At 44.5% G+C, this 17820-nt stretch carries 11 protein-coding genes; 3 read left to right on the plus strand and 8 right to left on the minus strand.

Going from position 1 to position 17820, the window contains the following annotated elements:
* The first annotated feature begins 250 nt into the window (after nt 1-250).
* Complete coding sequence (locus DB520_RS08445; RefSeq protein ID WP_114749245.1) at nt 251-1210, plus strand: CobW family GTP-binding protein; 960 nt, start codon at nt 251-253, stop codon at nt 1208-1210.
* Between the two features lie 151 nt (nt 1211-1361).
* On the opposite strand, the gene DB520_RS08450 is transcribed toward DB520_RS08445, so the two are convergent.
* The 3 genes from DB520_RS08450 to DB520_RS08460 form a co-directional block, all read right to left on the minus strand.
* Nucleotides 1362-1760 (minus strand): response regulator, encoded by a 399-nt coding sequence (locus DB520_RS08450; protein ID WP_114749246.1) that lies wholly within the window; start codon nt 1758-1760, stop codon nt 1362-1364.
* Nucleotides 1757-3241 (minus strand): PAS domain-containing sensor histidine kinase, encoded by a 1485-nt coding sequence (locus DB520_RS08455; RefSeq protein WP_114749247.1) that lies wholly within the window; start codon nt 3239-3241, stop codon nt 1757-1759. The genes DB520_RS08450 and DB520_RS08455 overlap by 4 nt, the downstream gene beginning before the upstream one ends.
* A 396-nt stretch (nt 3242-3637) precedes the next feature.
* Nucleotides 3638-4942, minus strand: coding sequence for a YncE family protein (locus DB520_RS08460; protein ID WP_114749248.1), 1305 nt, complete (start codon nt 4940-4942; stop codon nt 3638-3640).
* A gap of 346 nt (nt 4943-5288) precedes the next feature.
* Between DB520_RS08460 and DB520_RS08470 the strand changes: the two genes are divergently transcribed.
* The gene (locus tag DB520_RS08470; protein ID WP_114749250.1) at nt 5289-6272 is read left to right on the plus strand and encodes a GlxA family transcriptional regulator; all 984 of its coding nucleotides are present in this window, start codon (nt 5289-5291) and stop codon (nt 6270-6272) included.
* Here DB520_RS08470 and DB520_RS08475 read toward each other — a convergent pair.
* Nucleotides 6245-6973: a carbon-nitrogen hydrolase family protein gene (locus DB520_RS08475; RefSeq protein WP_114749251.1), complete on the minus strand. Its 729-nt coding sequence runs from the start codon at nt 6971-6973 to the stop codon at nt 6245-6247. The genes DB520_RS08470 and DB520_RS08475 overlap by 28 nt on opposite strands.
* An 89-nt stretch (nt 6974-7062) precedes the next feature.
* On the opposite strand from DB520_RS08475, the gene DB520_RS08480 reads away from it, so the two are divergent.
* A complete protein-coding gene (locus DB520_RS08480; protein WP_114749252.1) occupies nt 7063-8205 on the plus strand; it encodes an aminotransferase class V-fold PLP-dependent enzyme in 1143 nt (380 codons plus the stop codon).
* Nucleotides 8206-8832: 627 nt separating this feature from the next.
* Here DB520_RS08480 and DB520_RS08485 read toward each other — a convergent pair.
* The 4 genes from DB520_RS08485 to DB520_RS08500 form a co-directional block, all read right to left on the minus strand.
* A complete protein-coding gene (locus DB520_RS08485) occupies nt 8833-10368 on the minus strand; it encodes a M81 family metallopeptidase (RefSeq protein ID WP_232834902.1) in 1536 nt (511 codons plus the stop codon).
* 159 nt (nt 10369-10527) lie between these two features.
* Entirely contained in the window at nt 10528-14457 is a 3930-nt protein-coding gene (locus DB520_RS08490; RefSeq protein WP_114749254.1) for a heparinase II/III family protein, read from the minus strand.
* Nucleotides 14458-14499: 42 nt separating this feature from the next.
* Nucleotides 14500-15651 carry a PAS domain-containing protein gene (locus DB520_RS08495; protein WP_114749255.1) on the minus strand — a complete coding sequence of 384 codons (1152 nt, stop codon included), beginning with the start codon at nt 15649-15651 and terminating at the stop codon, nt 14500-14502.
* Between the two features lie 117 nt (nt 15652-15768).
* Nucleotides 15769-17805, minus strand: coding sequence for an alpha/beta hydrolase family protein (locus DB520_RS08500; RefSeq protein ID WP_114749256.1), 2037 nt, complete (start codon nt 17803-17805; stop codon nt 15769-15771).
* Between the last annotated feature and the right edge of the window lie 15 nt (nt 17806-17820).

Here is a 17820-nt window from a genome sequence, read left to right on the forward strand (position 1 = left end):
CTAAATCATCGCAATACCTTTAAGAAAGGAATTGTACCGGACGCACGAATTTTCGGAAACCTGTGTAGTGGCTTAACTTGACCAGTAGGAATAAATGAATACTTTAGTTTTTGCAATAAAGTTGCATAATGATTTTTTGTTCTTTTACTTTGGGTTGTTATGGAAATGAGGTAGGGGACACCAACTACCCCTCCCTTTTCTTTGCTTCGTTCTTATTTCAAACCTCACACATTGACAAAGTGTATCTCGCATGGAAAATACCCAAAAGATATCCACCTATATCCTGACTGGCTTTTTGGGTTCAGGAAAAACTACCGTTCTCAACCATCTGCTCGAAAGGGAAAAGGGAAAGCGTAATTTTGTGATTGAGAATGAGTTTGGAAAAACCTCCGTGGATGGCGCCTTGGTGAAGAAAAATTTCAATCGACTTTTTGAATTGAACAACGGCTGTATATGCTGCACCTTGGATGCGGAATTAATCGAGGTACTTGCCCAGCTGATCCAATCCGAGCATCAACCGGACCAACTATTTATAGAAGCTTCCGGTGTAGCGGATGCAGGTATGCTGGCCTCAGTGTTCAAAAGGGAGGATGTAATGCAATATTTTGAACTTAGCCAGGTGATTTGCTTGGTAGATGCGGAAAATTTTGAAGACAGGATCAAGGAAGTCCCAGAGATGTATAGGCAGTTGGTAGCTGCGGACCTTATCCTGATCAATAAATGTGACTTGGTACAAGCTTCCTATGCCAGCAAGCTTCATCCTACCATAGAAAAATTAAATCCCTTTGCCATAGTGAGCGGTGTGATTAACGGAGCATTCAATTTTGGCCTATTAGGGAGAAAATCCGATTTCAACTTCAGCAAAGGCCTTCCGTCTTCAATAGAAGTAAAGGCAAATGGGCACCGAATGAAGAGTATATCAGTGCAGGTGCCAACTCCGGTTGACAGGGATAAATTGTACACAGCCTTAACCATGACCCTGTTTTTGCATTACCATCAGGTATATAGGATAAAGGGATTCGTGAGGTTTGAGGATGAGCCCGGCCTTGTGTTGGTACAGTCCACGGGCAACAAGCTCACTTTCAAAGCTTGCCCAGAAATGGTGAAGGAAACTGAACTCGTGTTGGTATTTATTGGAAGAGACATAGAAAGGCCGGGAATAGAAAGGATTTTGAACCGACTCTGGAGTACCAATGAGATTGACCGGTAATTTTATTGACCACACCCTAACAGATTTATACTCTAAATCTAAAATTAAAGCTTGAATAGGAATAATAGCCCCCTTCTTTTTGGTTCAAAGAATCCAGCGAAAAGAAATCAAAACCATTTATACTTGTCATGCTCGATTTCACAAGGGTGACTTAAACCTTTTGGATCACCTCTATCATTTTTTCTTTGTTAATGGGTTTGATGATAAAATCAGAAACGGCATTAATTTCTTTTGCCATTTCAATTTCCTCTGGCGATATAGAGGAGCTGCAAATAAAAATTTTTATTTTCTTGGATAGATTTGGCGATAGCTTTGTGAATTCATGCAAAAATTGCCAACCATCCATGACCGGCATGCTAAGATCCAATAATATCACTTCTGGAAGCTCCGAGGGTTGCCTGAGGTTTTCTAACAAAAAGCCGAGTGCTTCCTGCCCGTTGTCGAAAACTTTTACCTGCTCCACTAAGTTTGTCTGCTTGATGGCTTTTTTAGCCAGGAAGACAAACACTTCATCATCATCCACCAAGGTTAAGTGTTGAATTCGTTTCATAATTTGTTGTTATCAATCTCTACAAAAAATGTGGCTCCCAGGTCTGGTTGGCTATCCACCCAAATCTTTCCGCCCATAGCCTCTACCTGAGACTTGGTCATAAATAGGCCAAACCCTTTTGCATCTTTATGTTTGTGAAAGGTTTTGCGAATTTTAAACATGTGTTTTTTGTGTAAATCCATGTTAATTCCCAGTCCATTGTCCTTCACGGAAAGTACTATTTTGTTGGCCTTTTTTATGGTTCTGATGCGGATGATTGGCTTTCTTTGTGGTGACCTATACTTCAGGGAGTTACTGATTAAATTGGTAAGTATACTTTCCATATAGCGATGGGGGAACCTTATTTTTGGAGCCTCCTCTATATCCACATGAACGTCTGCTTTTAATTCTGTAAGTTGGAAGGAAAACCCAAGTAGCACCTTTCTGAGCATTTGGTGCAAATCTATATCATCGAGTTCTATGTCCTTGTCCTGCTGGACTTGAATGGATTCCACAAGTTCATTAAAAACCTCCATAAGGTGGTTGATGACTGGCTTGATTTTATCCTGAATTTCCTGCCGCTCCACCTCGTCTTCCGAACTTTCCAGATAGTCCACGAGCATGGAAATGTTTACAAGTGGGGCCCTTAAATTGTGCGACACGATATTGCAGAAATCCACAAGCTGCTTGTTTTTGTTTTCCAAGGCTTTGGCATTTTCCACCGCTTTGTTTTTGCTTATCCTTAATGCTTCTTCTGCTTGTTTTCTTTCGGTAATGTCCGATCGTATGGCAAGGTATTGATAAGGTTTCCTAGCTTCATTTAAAAAGGGTACAATTGTGGTATCCACCCAATAGAATGTACCGTCTTTAGCTTGGTTTCTTAGCTCTCCCTTCCATACTTTTCCATGGGAAATGGTCACCCATAAATCCCTGATAAAGGATTTAGGGTGAAATCCGGAGTTAATTATCCTATGGTCCTGTCCGATTAACTCACTTCTTGAATACTTGGAGATCTTACAGAAATTATCATTGACATGTTTGATAAATCCCTTTTGGTCGGTGATGGCTACAATAGCAGATTCGTCTAATGCATATTTATAATCTGAAAGTTCTTTCAAAGAATTTTTTAGCCTTTCCTCACCCAACTTCCTTTCTGTAATATCATTGCGGATAGCTACATATTTGTAAGGTTTTCCTTCGGCGTCTAAAAATGGCACTATGGTGGTGTCCACCCAATAGTAGGTGCCGTCTTTGGCCCTGTTTTTTATTTCTCCTTTCCAGACCTTGCCTTTTGAGATTGTTGACCATAGGTCTAGGAAAAATTCCTTGTCATGAAAACCCGAATTTATTACCCTATGATCCTTTCCGATCAGTTCCTCTGGGGAGTATTTTGAAATCCTACAAAAGTTTTCATTTACATGATTTATTACCCCTCTGTGGTCAGTGATGGCTACGATTGCGGATACATCAAGGGTATATTGAAAATCTTCAATTTTTTCCATCCAATAACATTAAAAATAGTTTTTATTTACGAATCTTTATAAGTTATAAACTTTTTCGTGATGTTCATACTAAATCTAAATCAAATTTAGTCTATTTATATAAAAAATAAAAAATTGAGTCAGGGAATTTAGAATAATTGAATTATTTAATTACTGACTTTTTCAAATACAAGTTTGAAAGGGTAAATGTTGTAAACACGTTGTTCTGGTTTTGCATTCCCGAACCCAAAAAAAAGGATTCATTAATCCTTTTTACCTCTCCCTCCATTGGATTAAACACCTTTAATTTAAATTCCTTCGCGCACAATTCACAAACTAAAACCAAATTACCCTCATTTCAATTTGGCAAATACAATCCATAATTTAAGAAACATTAAACTGATCCTGGAGATTTCGTTAGTTGATGGAACGAACCTTAATGCCATGAAAATCGCTGGCCTCACGGTCTTCTATTGGTGCTGGCTGGATCACGGCAATTTTTCTTCGGTTGGAAGTATTGATAACGGAGAATCCCGGGGTCTCCCCTGTGGCCACGTGTGCGGCACCACTAATGGGGTTAGGGCCGCGTAAAGAAATAAACGCAAATTTGCCATCCGGGGAAAAATCCAGTATGTCTGGGCTGCTTCCTACATCATTCAAGGTATGTACGATCCTGTCAACCTGGGTATTGATTACTATACCGTTGTCACTGCCCCTGTTTACCTGCCATAGCCAAGGCCCTCGGGGACTTACACGGGCTCCATGGGCGTCCACCCCTCGGGTATCCGTACTTGATTTTATAAGGGTATGGTTGGAAGTGTTGAAGACATACCATTCTCCACTCTGGGCAGGAGGGTTGTCCTCATCACCGGGGTCTCCCCAGTTGGCATACATTTTCCGGCCATCCCGGCTGCGTGCCAATCCGCAATTTGCCTTTACCTCCTCCGGGGAAAAGGCCTTCACAATCTTTGGTTTACCGGATAAAATATCTACTACCACAAGACCGCCTGCACCAGGGCCAAGAGTTAGGTAAGCGAAGGCACCGTCGGCGGTATATTCGTGGCACACTGGGGCCGAAACACTCTTTTTTAAATCCAAATCACCTCCACCACCACCTTCAACTCCTTTAAATTTGTCTTTCCATTCCGGGTCCTTTGTTAAGTCGAGTTCACGGCCTTTGGCAAAACTTTCCGAAGTTAGATCGGCAGTAATCTCAGTAAAAGTAACTGTGCCAATGTTGGCTACCCAGATGGATTTGTCATCGGGGGTAAAACTGGCCATATGCGCACCGGCTCCAGTTTCTATTATTTCAATTACTTCACGATCCGAAGCACGGATGATCGCCACATTTCCAGATGCAGGGGAGGCTATTGCAGCGTATTCATAGGTAGAATTGAATTCAATCATGTGGGGCATGGTTACTTCTTTTTCTAATTCTCCATGGGCAAACAGTTTGGTAAAATCGATTACATCGGTTTCCTCCAGGCTGGAATTGTAAATATGGATCCTACTCAGCCCAGCCCCTTGGTCAAGTGCCCAAATTTCATAGTCTTTGGCACCCTTTCCCCTCATTGCTAAAATGGTGTCCTCAGAATCCCTGAGAGAGGTGTCATCTCCATACATTCCAAACTCACATCCCTGAAAGATCAAACATGCCAGGAATATAGCGAGTACGGAGTGATTGGGTTTTAATAAATTGGGTAGATTGGTATATTTTCGCATGATTTAACTGTATAAATGATGGGAGAAATATTAGAAACTAATTGTGAAGAGTGCTTGACTAAATCTAATAAAAATATCACTTATTCCAAATTTTATATCTTAAATTTTAAAATCGAGCATTGGGAGAACCTTACACAGCGAGATGCGGGATTCTCCCGAAATAAATTCGGGACAGGCTCCCGAAGCGAGTTCCCCGAAGCAAGTTCGGGGCAGGCAGGGGCAGGCTATATGACCGTTGAAAAGAAAATATAAACACATGAAAAAGAAGTTTTTGAAACCAACTGTATTACCCCGCCAATAAAAAGGTTGATTGTGCCAATATAAAACTGTAAATTAAGCCCTGATTATGAAGACTATAGGAATCATTGTGCCCCGTTCGGCTGTGACAGAGTCAGTGGCCAACCCAAGGTACCTTTTTAAAACAGCCAATCAGTTCCTGGAAGGGCAGGGGGTGGAGCCCCTATTCGATGTGATCCTTATCGGAGAGGAAAAGGAGGTGCCGGTGCATGATGGTTATTCCCTTATCCGTACCGATGCTTTAATAAAGGAGGAACCAAAGGTGGATGTATTGATTATACCTGCTCTGTTTGGGGATTTGAAGGAAACCCTAAATGCCAATCAGGCTTTAAAACCCTATATACAGTCCCAATATGCCCAAGGAGCGGAAGTTGCTTCTCTCTGTATCGGGGCATTCTTGCTTGCCAACACTGGTCTGCTAAATGGTAAGAAATGTTCTACGCACTGGGCCAGGTATCAGGAATTCAAAACCATGTTTCCTGAAGTGGAGTTGGTGGATGGGGGGATCATCACCGAAGAAAACCGGATTTACTCCAGTGGAGGGGCCAATTCCTATTGGAACCTACTGTTGTACTTGCTGGAAAAATACACTAACCGGGATACAGCAATTCTAGCCTCCAAATTTTTTGCGGTGGATATAGATCGGCAAAGCCAAGCTGCCTTTATGATGTTTGCGGGTCAAAAGGATCATGGAGACCAAGCCATCCTTAAGGTGCAGCAATATATTGAGGAGCATTATGAGGAAAGACTGATGATTGATGACTTGGCCAAGATGGTTGCCCTATCCAGAAGAAGTTTTGAGCGCCGTTTTAAGGAAGCCACCCAAAACCCGGTTCTCGGTTATGTGCAGCGGGTAAAAATGGAAGTGGCCAAAAGGAGTTTCGAAGCAAGTAAAAAGCAGGTTGCTGAGGTGATGTACGAGGTTGGGTACACAGATCCCAAGGCCTTCCGCACTGTTTTTAAGAAAACCACCGGTTTGACCCCTTTGGCATACCGAAACAAGTATCAAAAAATTAATGGGGTACAGGTGTGATTATTTGTGTTATACAAAAGAATTCCCTCCTTATCATCGGGCATTGCATTTAGCCTTTCTCCATTTGTGTTCCACCATGCGGTGCCTCCGGCAGCTACAAAGTTATCCGATGCACCGATAGAATTAACCATTCCCATGCAAATCCTGTGTTTTGAGCAAAATTTCCCGTATTGCCGATAAGCATCTTCTACTCCCTTTTGGGATTTGGAAACACTAGCAAGATAAATGGAAGAACCTGCCAGAGCAGCTTCTTCCACCTTATCTTCAAACATAGTTTCATAACAGATGCCAAAACTGACCAAAGTGTCATCGAAATTAAGTTGGAAAGGGGAGTGACCGGGTACAAAATAGGGGAATTCATCTTGGTGTAGTTTCCGCTTGGCATAGAAAACGGTGGAAACATTAGGACTGAAAATTCCTAAGCAAATTTGTATTCCATGTTCCGATTGAATTGGTAGTCCTATTGCAAAATGAATGTTAAGGAAATCACTAAGCGTTTGAAACTCCTTAATCCTTTCATCCCCTTTTTCCATGGCAAGGGTGTGAGCCAGTTTGGGTTCGTAATTGGTCAATGAAAGTTCGGGGAATACCAGGAGCTGCACACCTAGTAAAGCAGCTTTTTTTATATAGGCTTTATGCTTACCCATATTGGCTTCTAGGTTGTGGGAGGTGGATTGAAGCTGAGCAAGGGCAATTTGCATAGGATTTGAACAATTAGCTATAAATATAAGCTCCTTCCCTTTAAGTTTCCTCACTTTAAGGTACCTTGCCCCTTAAAAATCACGTAAACATGAAATGCCAAAAAGAACTGTTTAACCTAAACCCCGACCTAACCTATCTTAATTGTGCTTATATGTCCCCACAACTTAAAACGGTGACAGAAACAGGTATTAGGGCATTATTGAGAAAAGAGGACCCAACCAGCATTTTTCCGGTGGATTTTTTCGAACCAACAGAGCAACTAAGAAGCCTGTTTGCAACAATGATTGAGGCAGACGACCCAAAAAGGATCGTAACCATTCCATCGGTGTCATATGGGATGGCTATCGTTTCCCGTAACATCTCCCTTAATGCCGATGATGAAATCTTGGTAGTAGGGGAGCAATTCCCCAGTAACATATATCCTTGGACAAGGCTGGCAAAGGAAAAAGGGGCTAAATTGCTCACTGTACCCTCGCCACCCCCAATGGAAGGAAGGGGGGACAAGTGGAATCTGGATATCTTAGACGCCATTGGGCCGGCAACCAGGATCATTGCCATACCTCATGTTCACTGGGCGGATGGCACATTTTTCGACCTGCTTTCCATCAGCCAGAAGGCAAAATCCTTCGGAGCCCTTTTAATCGTGGACGGTACCCAGTCGGTTGGTGCCCTTCCATTTTCGGTAAAGAAGGTTCAGCCTGATGCCCTGATATGCGCAGGATACAAATGGCTGATGGGGCCGTATAGCTTGGGACTTGCCTATCTGGGGCCTGCCTTTGACGAGGGGTTTCCACTAGAAGAAAACTGGATCAACCGATTGAACAGTGAAGACTTTGGAGGTTTGGTCCGGTACCAGGAGGACTATCAGCCGGGATCCTTAAGATACGAGGTGGGGGAGCATAGCAATTTTATTCTGGTGCCTATGCTGACCCAGGCTTTGAGGCAAATTCAAGAATGGGGGGTGGAAAACATTCAGGAATATCTCTTGGGTATCGGTAAAGCGCCTCTACAAAGGCTCAGGGATAAAGGGGTCTGGGTGGAGAAGGAAGGAGCCTTCAGTCCCCATTTATTCGGAATTGCCATGCCTGATTTAGCACAGGCAAAGGAAAAACTACTACAGAACAAGGTGCATGTGTCCTACAGGGGACACTTTGTAAGAGTTTCGCCCCATGTCTATAACAGGGAGGAGGATTTACAGAGGTTGGTGGACATTCTCTTGGGTGGTGGGTAAGTTTCGGTCGGGCTCTGGCAAAGGTTACTTTGAAAAATCAAACTTAAATATCCAGAAAAGTCTGTTTGCATAAAGGAAGCCCCGGTTCTACGATTCTGTAAACCACTTCGAACTATTTCACCCTCAGGGCTAGAAGTACGGTTTTTCAGCAAATAATCGATACAATCTTCTTGTAAAGAACACTATTCATACGATCACAAAAACCTCAAATGGTAGAATTAATAAATTTTCCGCGGGTGGCTGGCTGTCAGAAAACCGGGGGTGCGGATGGTAGGTGGGTGAGGCAGGATTTTCCTGACCCCGAGCGGAGTCTCGGGGCCAAAAAATAAGAAAAGAAAGAAATAAAAGCACCTCAAAAGTCCCATCAAGGGTCAAATGAAGCGTCAACCAACAACATCGCTAAGCGTAGTTTGTAACTACGCTTCACTATCCCAGGGAATTTGTAATTCCCTTACCAATATAGGCTTTCTCAGACTTTGTCTTATTGGGTGCACCTAGCCCTGCAAGGGCGGTATATATTCACCTTTGGTCAATCTTACATCTGGTTTCGAATTGTTTCGCCCTTTCAAGGCTGGTGGATTTTAGAGTTTGATTTAGTCTGCGCATTATTTATATCTACGCCTTGCCCTATTCCTCCGAAGACGGTATCATCCGGGCACTGAGGTCGGGGTCAGCCATGTCCTTGTCAAAGGGGAACATGGGCCTGTTGATCCTTTTATATTCCAACCTTTCCAAATCCTGATCCACGCCCCCGGGAGTCAAGGCCATTACCCAATCTGCCCGCATATCGTATAATTCCGGCACCAAATAACCGATTTTAACCATCACGATATCTGTTTCCCTGGGGTTAAGCCCCAGCCGGGTAAAATCACTTTCCCGGTGATAGGGTTTCCTGTTTTTGGTCACGATGATGTTGGCAGAACCGATTTTCACTACCACTTCAGTTTCCGCGGAGGCATCCCCATGTTCTATAGCGAGGATTTCCCCGGAAAGGGTGATGGGAGGTGCATATCGGTCATCCACTATAGCACCGGCTTCGGCAGAGACTTTTTCGCCCACCCCTGCCTCAACGGCAGCTTCTACAAACTTGGGTCCTGGAATGGAGGCATAGATAAGGGAAGGGCCGTCTTCAGATTTGAACTCTGGCCGCTTAAAGATTTCATGTAGGGTCCAAGTTACATCCCCAGCCCCTCCGGCAGTTGGATTATCCCCCATATCACTAATCATAAAGGGTTTTTTGTCACTTTTGATGGCCATATCCAGGCTTTCCTTTAATGTGGTGGTGGGAGCGATAAAGTCAAACTCATTTCTTACCTCCCAGAAGCTTTGTGCCAGGTATTCTGCGGTGGAGCTCACTTTTTCCTGGTCGTCTCCCACTACCATCACAGAGCCTTGGTTTCTGGGCTCGTCGGCCCATGCATAGCCGATCCAAATGGCGGCATCCACCACTCCTTCCTGGTCTGCTGCTGGATATACCTTTGCATAGAGGCTTTTTCCGGGATCCACTCGGGTGCTGGTTTTTTCACCTGGAAGCAAAATGGGAACGGGTATCCAAGCCTTGTAGGCAGGTTTGCCCTTTCCACTTTCTAATCTTTCCAGCAGGTTGTCCACCGCCCTTTTTCTGGATTCCATGGCATCTTCATGGGGGGACATGCGATAGCTGGTGATGATGTCCGTATGCTTGGCCAACCGCTCTGTCACATTTCCATGGGGATCCATAGAAGTGGATAGGATGGGCGATTCTCCAATTACCTCCCTTACCCTTACGATAAGGTCTCCCTCAGGATCGTCTAATCCTTCCACACTCATGGCGCCATGAATATCAAAGAACAAACCATCATAGGGGCCATTTTCACGGAGCATATCCAAGGTCTTCTTAACCATGGATTCGTAAGCCTCCCGGGTCACAATGCCCCCAGGTATAGCATGCCCTTTAAAGGTGGGGATCCATTCTGCGCGATTACGGGTTTCTTCCCCCTCGGCCAAAAATGGATATAGGGAGAACACATCTTCCCCTTCCCTTGCCCTAAACGCTTCCTCATGCGTGAGTGCAGGAGAAAAAGTGCTGGATTCAATGGCAATCCCAGCTATGGCAATTCTGGGTAATTCCTTTTGTCGTTTATTTTCTGAAGGCTGGCAGGATAAAAGCCCTAGCACAGCCATACAGCATAAAGAAAGGTAAAGGTTGGTGGTGGTCATGGTGTATAAATTAGGTCTTGATATTAAAACATAATGCTTACAAAATTCGAAGCAACGAAGTTACTAAAACCTCGGCAAGCATTTCCCATAGCATTGTCAAAAATCACAGGCCTATTTTCCTATTTAGGGAATTTTATATACAAGGGTTTTGGTTTCACCGTTCACACTTATTTCTAAGCTGATTTTTTTTGACCCAATTTTGGGTTTACCCACCAATTTAGCAGACGCTTGGGGCATTTCTCCTTGAAAGGGCAGCAGTACAGTCACATACCTGAAACCCTTTTGGGTTCTCCGCTTTTCGGTTTGAAAGCTGAAAGCAGGCCTAGGTTCTTTTTGGGTATAAATGAAGGAGACCTGCCCCTCTTGCTCCACCAATGCTATTTCCGGCTGTAGTTGCGTGTTGACCAAGAGGTTATACCCATTCTCAAAATCGGTATGTACACTTAACGTTTCCTTGTCAAAAACGGCATTTCCGGGTGCCAACTGAAAATTGAGGTCAAGTACGCCTTCCCCTTTTCCTATTGCTTCATCCACGATTACAAAAAACGATTTATCCACAAACAATACCGCCCTTCTATGGGCCAAATCAGGGTAGCTCTGGTTTTCCACCACCAGTATATCCAGGTTTTCTCCGGGTTCCCAAAGTAACAACTCCGGTGCATATGCACTATTTTGTTCATTTAGGGTAAGGGTTTGGTGTACTTTTGTTTGACGAAACCAAGCCCTGCCCTCCGGATCCCCACTGTAAATAAAGCTCCCAGAGTCGGGGGTAAGGTTCCTCCCTCCGGCATATAGTTCAAAGGTGCCATTATCCGGTTGAGAATGGCCCCCTCCATCGGGACCGCATTTAAGTACCATGCAGATAGCATCAGTGCTCCAAGAGCTCCTCATGGAATAAAGGCCCGAGTGTTTAAAGGCGAAGGCCGTCTGTTCAGGCCTTTTTCCTTTTGCCCCTTCAGTAGCCACATAGAGGAAGTCAGGGCGGTCAAACAAGTCCCCCCATTTCCTCAACTGCTCGTAATATTGCCCTGGCTTACCGGTCCAGGCATCCCCAAACTGGGGGGTGGTGCCATCTGGGAAAGCCAGTTTCATGGGCACTTCACACATCTTCTCTATCAGGTTGGGGTATTCAGGGGAAAACTTATTTTCCATACCATTGGCCAATGCCATTTCATATGTACGGAGAAACCACCCTATACTGCTGGTGTGGTAGCCAAAGGCCAGCTCTCTTTGATGGCCGTCCGGATAAACCTGATGGGTAATTTCATGATTAAACCGACTGGTGGATTCTTCCAGCCAACTCACCGAGGAGGAAAACTCAGGAAAAGTCATGGCAATAAACCCAAGCCCTTCCGCTTCCATTAAAGCCCAGTTGCTTCCTGTGTTATAAGTTTCCATAAGGAAGGAAGCATGGTCCAAGCAACTGTATAGAAAATGGGTAAGCACTTCGGGGGTAAGGTGTTGGCTATTTTTGAAGTACTCAAATAGCCCCGTCCAGCGATAGCCTCTTATACCTGTTTCTATGGATCTCCATGCATGCTTGTGCTCCTCATCCCTGGGGTTTTTGGCTACCCAATCCTTTAACTGGTAAGCCCAGGCATGGGCATATTTCTCCTCTTTCTCCTGGGAATACGCCTTTCCCATGGCCTCCCAAAATGTCATCCGGTTTAGCTGCCATACCCATTCATTGTCGGGAACAGGCCTACTTGCCCAATCGATATTCCTGCCCACATTATAGGAAGGGTAGGCGGGCTGACCTACCATGATATGCTGAAGGGCATCCTCTGCCCTTTCCAGGTCCTTTTCTCCTGGGCTTAGCTTGTCCTTCTGCAATTCCACTAAGTGACGTACCCCTTCTCTGTTCCGATAATAGGACAAAAGTTCCCTGGCGGCAAGGATATGATTTTCCCCTGCCATTTTTACCCGTACCAGTTCAGGGTGATCAAGATCGAGATGCCCCTTGATTTCTTGAAATAGGGCATCATTGTCCAAGCTATTCCTGTGTGCCTGGGCCAATCGATTGTCAAGAATGATATTGGGGGCCATGGCAAGATCTTCCGGCATATCAGTATGGATGCCCTTTCCACCGTTGGTTTGTAATAGATTGTTCACTACCTCTATTTCCTTATTACCCCGATGCAGCTTTTCCAGAAAAATACCGTGTGTATCATTTCCCTCCACCAGGTTGTCCTTAATCCTGACTTCTTCGCATTCGGTCAAGTAGATGCCATTTCTTTTGTTTTTCGAAGTTACATTATCTTGAATGTCAATATTTTGACTAAAACTGATCCAAATACCCGCTCCCCATGGTGAAACAGCCATCCTGCTTTGCTGGATAGAAACGTTTTTTACCCGAGTAAGGTGGAGGTTGTGCAACAAACCTTCTCCGGGCACCACATTACCTCCATTGTCACTGAAGTTACAGTTTTGAATATGCACATCTTCTGCTCCTCGTATGGAAACGCCATGTTTCGTGAAGTTTTGAACGGTCAGGTTAATCAATTTCACCCCTTTGATTTGTCCTTCATCGTCCCCCATAAGCACGATGCCTTCCCTTCTTGGTGCGGACATGCGGGCCCTTTCCCTTCGGCCTTGGTTGGGGTCGCTGCCGGGAAGAACCTGCGTAGCCCCTTCAATCAATAGGTCCCTAATAGTGATGTTTTCCAGAGGAAAAGACTGGTTTCCTATGGTCAGGGCAGAAAGGTCCTTTTTCAAAGTGATCACCGTTTCCTCCCCTTCTCCGGCCAGGGTGATCCCGCTACTAAGCCAAAGTGGCGCCGAAAGTTCATGAACCCCCTTTTCCAATATCACAGGCATACCCTCTGTGGCCCCCCTATCAATGGCGGTTTGTACATTTCCTCCGGGACGAACACGGATTGCCTCTGATTGGCCTAAAGAATCGAAAGACTTGGAACCTGCACCCCTTTGGGGCATGGCTTTCGAAAGTGGTTCAGATGGAGAAGTTGAATCTGAGTGTGGAGTACGGTAAGGGGCTCTGCGGCTGCTTAGAAAAACCAAGCCGGATTGTTCCCTGGTTTGGGAAATTGCATGTGCAGTATGAGGTAGGGATAACCCCTTCACTTCTGTATAATGATCATATACATATTCGTAGATGTCCCTCCATTCTCCTCTACCCCTTTCTGAGATGGGACCATAGCAGGGTACTTCTTTCCCCGCCATATACTTGGCACTATGCTCGAACCCCAAGGCCAGTCGGTTTTGGGCTACACCAAAAAAGTCCAAACCTTGGGTCCAAGCTACCTGGGAGGCTTTTGCAAATTCTCCTAGCCCCAATTGCACATGTGGCCAGTCACGAGTGGTTTCTTGGGTTTGTCCATTGGGGTAGATATATTTGGTGATCCCACCATTATTGGGTCCCCAATAGTACCGGTTCACAGCAGACTCGAAAATGTCTTGCCTGTCGGTAAATACGCCCAGACAAAGCAGGGTGTTGATTATGGCAGCATCCCAGTTTCCGTTTGCTTCGGTGAAGAAATCCCTGATGACAGGATAAAAGGAACCCAACATGAGCTTTTCGAATTGGGCAATATCTACCTCTTTCCATCCTGCACCGGAATACCGGAGGATTTCTGCTGCATTTAAGAAATTTTGCCCCGTCAATGCGGTGATAAGCTTGGCATCATTGTCATCAAAATCCCAAAGTGTTTCCGACCAGGCTTTGAGTATTTCAATGGCCTTATCTGCATGGGGTTGCTTTTCGGTAATAAACCACATCAAGGCATGAGCATAAGCTGACCGGGCACTTTGGGAAAGTTCCCGATGTCCTTGCCCTTCCCGACCATATGAACCCCTAACCACATGGGTAAATGGCTTGGCTTCAAAGGAGAGGTCAGCTTCCTCGGAAAGGGTCTCAAAGGCCTTTAGGTATTCGGGATTGCCATCTTTAATCTGGTTTTTCAAAAAGTCAAGATCCTGTTGGTTTTGCATCATCCCGGGATGTACAAATGCCTTAGGAGTCCAAACAGTGCTCTGGGCAGCGCATACGCCAATTAAGAACCATCCTAAAACAAGGGAAAGCTGTAGGTGTATCATGGGTTTATTGTTCAATCTTCCAAAAGGGTTAGGAGCCGATTATTAATCCAGCGTGATAACCCCCCTAAAAAGGGTGATGTTTTTTTTCTTGATCACTGTCACCCTATCGTGAATAGGGACAAGTTCTCCATTATTATGCCTTATGACATATTTCATCTCGAAGGAGGGAGACTGCGATCCCAAAGATTTGTAGTTTGATTCAATTTCCTTGATTTTGGATTTTTCAGCAAACTTTGTCCAAAAGTTCTGATATAAGGTCAAATTCCATGATTGGTATCCCAATAGAGATTCTACCTGTGAGCTTACGAAGGTTAGGTATAGCTTATCTGCATTTGCTACATAGACTATAGCTTTGATGGATTGTAGTAAAGTCTCATAGTGGATTTTTTCAGAGAGCATTCCCATAAAGCTCCTTTTTGTTTCGTCTATGTCCTGTACGGCCCCGTAAACTCTACTCACCAATCCATTTTCAAAGGCTACTTTTCCTGTGGCTCTGATCCATTTTTCCTTACCCTTTGCTGTTATGATTTGAAGCTCAACATCGAATGGCTGCCCATTTTCCTTAGCCAACTCCAGGGCTTTGCCAATTACTTTTCTACTAACTCCTTCTTTGTAGAAATGAATGGCAGAGCTTAATTCCGGCTGATAGGTGATAGAGACGCCGTGAATCTCCTTTACTGTGGGAGACCAGAAAAGCCTTTGAGAGGTCAAGTCAAGTTCCCAAGTCCCGGTTTTACTCAGTTTTAACCCTTCTTCCCATAAGGAAAAAGGGTTTCCGGAAGTTTGAGGTATATCAGCAATAATAGGCCAATTCTCGGTTCTACTTTGCTTTTGTAAAACCTGAACTACCTCTTTGAGGTTTTCCCGGTTCCCTTGGGGGATATGTTCCACTTGCCAAACCCAATTCCTATTTTCCTCACTATCTTGATTTGGAGCTTCTACAAATTTATGCTTCTCTCCAGAAGCGAAAACCTTTTTCAGCGAGGATAAGATATTGGAAGCGGAAGGCAAGAAGCTGTTTGAGAACACCTCTTCAAGCAATTTGCCCCTTAACTCCTTACTTTGGGTATGGAGCAAGTTTGCATATGCAGGGTTAATGTCCTTGATTCTTAAGTCTTCCCCGTCCAAAGCCACTACTAGGGTAGGAAGCGGCAAAAGGTGGAAAATGGGAGTGGTGTCAAAATTGCTCACCATGACTAGGGGTATGGTAAATGGATGAAAGGTTAATCAACCTTTTAATTTATGAAAAAAGATCTTTCCTTGCCATATTGAGCTATGTTTTTTACACCAATGGATACTATCCCGGTGTCATTATTTTTTATGCTTTTCAAACCATCCTAGAATATAGCCCACATGCCTAATCAGGTTAGAGGGCCTGGCAGTGAGGTTGTGAGATGCACCAGGTAGGCGGACTAACATGCTTTCTACACCCTGTATCTGTAATGCATTGTAATATTCTTCTGATTGGGATATTGGCGTTCGGTAGTCGTTTTCTCCCACTACCACCATGGTAGGGGTCTTGACATTTCCTACTAGGGAAATAGGGGACCGTTTGAGGTATTGCTCCGGATCTTCCCAGGGCTTTGCGTCAAACCAATATTTATAAAAGGTAGCCACTCCATCCGCCGTAAGCACAAAGCTGTACCAATTAATCACCGGTTTGGATACCACAGCAGCCCTAAACCTGTCCGTCTTGCCAATGGCCCAACTGCTTAACACACCCCCTCCACTTCCTCCGGTGATAAAAAGGTTGTCTTCATCCACAAAGCCTTTTTTAACCACATGGTCAACTCCGCTGATAAGGTCATCGAAGTCCTCGCTGGGATAGTTATTGTTAATATATGCGGCAAACTCCTCCCCATAACTGGTACTGCCCCTTGGGTTGGTATAGAGTACGACATACCCCTTTGCAGCCATCAGTTGAAGTTCAGGTGTAAAATGTGGACCATAACTCAAGTAGGGGCCACCATGGATCTCAAGGATTAGTGGGTATTTTTTTGAGGAATCGAAATCGGGAGGATAAATGATCCAGCCCTGAATATTTTTGCCGTCAAAGGATGAGGGATACCAAATTTCTTCCACCTTGCCCAGCTTTTTGCCTTTTAGGAAGGTATCATTGATTTGGGTGATCACTCTTTCTTTTCCCCCAGTACCAACGGCAATTTCCGAAGGCCTTTCTGCAAGAGAATGCGTGAAGGCATAATCCCCATTTTTGGAAAATGATGCCGATCCGGAACTATAAGGCCTACCTAAACTTGCTCCACCGATATTGTCCGTCTTTACTTTCACATTACCCTTTAGGTCTAAATTGGCCAAATGTCCCTGGCCTTCCTTGGTGTATGTGATATTCAGGCTTTTTCCGTCTCCTGCCCAAGAATAAGCATCCAAATCCAGTCCCAAACCATGCTGGAGCTTCTGCTGCTGGCTTCCGTCTATGTTCATCGTATAAATATCAGAGAGTTGATATCCTACAAACTCATCTTCATACCAGGTATAGGCAATTTTTTTCCCATCTGCAGAAACCTTGGGGTTTTCGTAGGGACCTCTTCCCGCTGTAAGTTGCTGTAAGGAATTGTCTTTTATGGAAAGTCGATAAAGATGTGAGTTTTTAGGCGCTAGGTCAGCTTTTTCACTGCGGTTGGCACTAATAACCAAACCCTCACTATTTGGCAACCAGGAAAATGAATTATGGTTAAAATTTCCTGACGTTAGCTGGCGTGGGGCCCCACCCTCAGCGTTTACAATAAAAATGTGGCTATATCCAGGCTCCACAAATCCAAAGTTACCGTCCGAACGGTACTTGATGTAATCGATGATTTTAGCAGGTTCGGCCCATTCTGCTCCCTTTGGGGCCTTGGGGAACTCACCAATACTGGGAGAGGAAGCTGGTACGTTTGTAGTAAACGCAATCCATTTACCATCTGGGGACCATTCCAAATTGCCTGGACTCCCGACTAGGTTGGTGATGGACGCCTTATGTCCGGAATTGAGCCAAATCACCATGATTTGGGAGCTGCCCTCTTCATTGGAAACATATGCAAGTCTTTCCCCGGATGGAGACCACTTTGCATTTCCGATATTGTTTTTCCCGGAAGTAAGAGGCTGGTGCCCTTCTCCATTGGCTTCTATCATCCAAAGATTGGAAAAGGCCTTGTCTTTCATGATATCAAATTGGTGGCGAACATAAACAATTTGGTCCCCCTCGGGGCTAATTTCCGGAGCACCTGCATACTGGAGCTGGAAAACATCCAAATCCTCCAATGGAGTAGGTGACTGAGCTAGCAGTAAGGAAGCGGGATATATTAAAAATAAAAACAGACAGTTGAGGATTCCTTTGATCAGGTGCATGAATTTTTGATTAGG

The organism is Pleomorphovibrio marinus (assembly GCF_003347495.1).
GTDB classification, from domain to species: Bacteria; Bacteroidota; Bacteroidia; order Cytophagales; family Cyclobacteriaceae; genus Pleomorphovibrio; species Pleomorphovibrio marinus.

Bases quoted from the DNA above. Each gene is read 5' to 3' on its own strand.
- DB520_RS08445 (WP_114749245.1), top strand. From the start codon at position 251: ATGGAAAATACCCAAAAGATATCCACCTATATCCTGACTGGCTTTTTG.
- DB520_RS08450 (WP_114749246.1), bottom strand. From the start codon at position 1,760: ATGAAACGAATTCAACACTTAACCTTGGTGGATGATGATGAAGTGTTT.
- DB520_RS08455 (WP_114749247.1), bottom strand. From the start codon at position 3,241: ATGGAAAAAATTGAAGATTTTCAATATACCCTTGATGTATCCGCAATC.
- DB520_RS08460 (WP_114749248.1), bottom strand. From the start codon at position 4,942: ATGCGAAAATATACCAATCTACCCAATTTATTAAAACCCAATCACTCC.
- DB520_RS08470 (WP_114749250.1), top strand. From the start codon at position 5,289: ATGAAGACTATAGGAATCATTGTGCCCCGTTCGGCTGTGACAGAGTCA.
- DB520_RS08475 (WP_114749251.1), bottom strand. From the start codon at position 6,973: ATGCAAATTGCCCTTGCTCAGCTTCAATCCACCTCCCACAACCTAGAA.
- DB520_RS08480 (WP_114749252.1), top strand. From the start codon at position 7,063: ATGAAATGCCAAAAAGAACTGTTTAACCTAAACCCCGACCTAACCTAT.
- DB520_RS08485 (WP_232834902.1), bottom strand. From the start codon at position 10,368: ATGGCTGTGCTAGGGCTTTTATCCTGCCAGCCTTCAGAAAATAAACGA.
- DB520_RS08490 (WP_114749254.1), bottom strand. From the start codon at position 14,457: ATGATACACCTACAGCTTTCCCTTGTTTTAGGATGGTTCTTAATTGGC.
- DB520_RS08495 (WP_114749255.1), bottom strand. From the start codon at position 15,651: ATGGTGAGCAATTTTGACACCACTCCCATTTTCCACCTTTTGCCGCTT.
- DB520_RS08500 (WP_114749256.1), bottom strand. From the start codon at position 17,805: ATGCACCTGATCAAAGGAATCCTCAACTGTCTGTTTTTATTTTTAATA.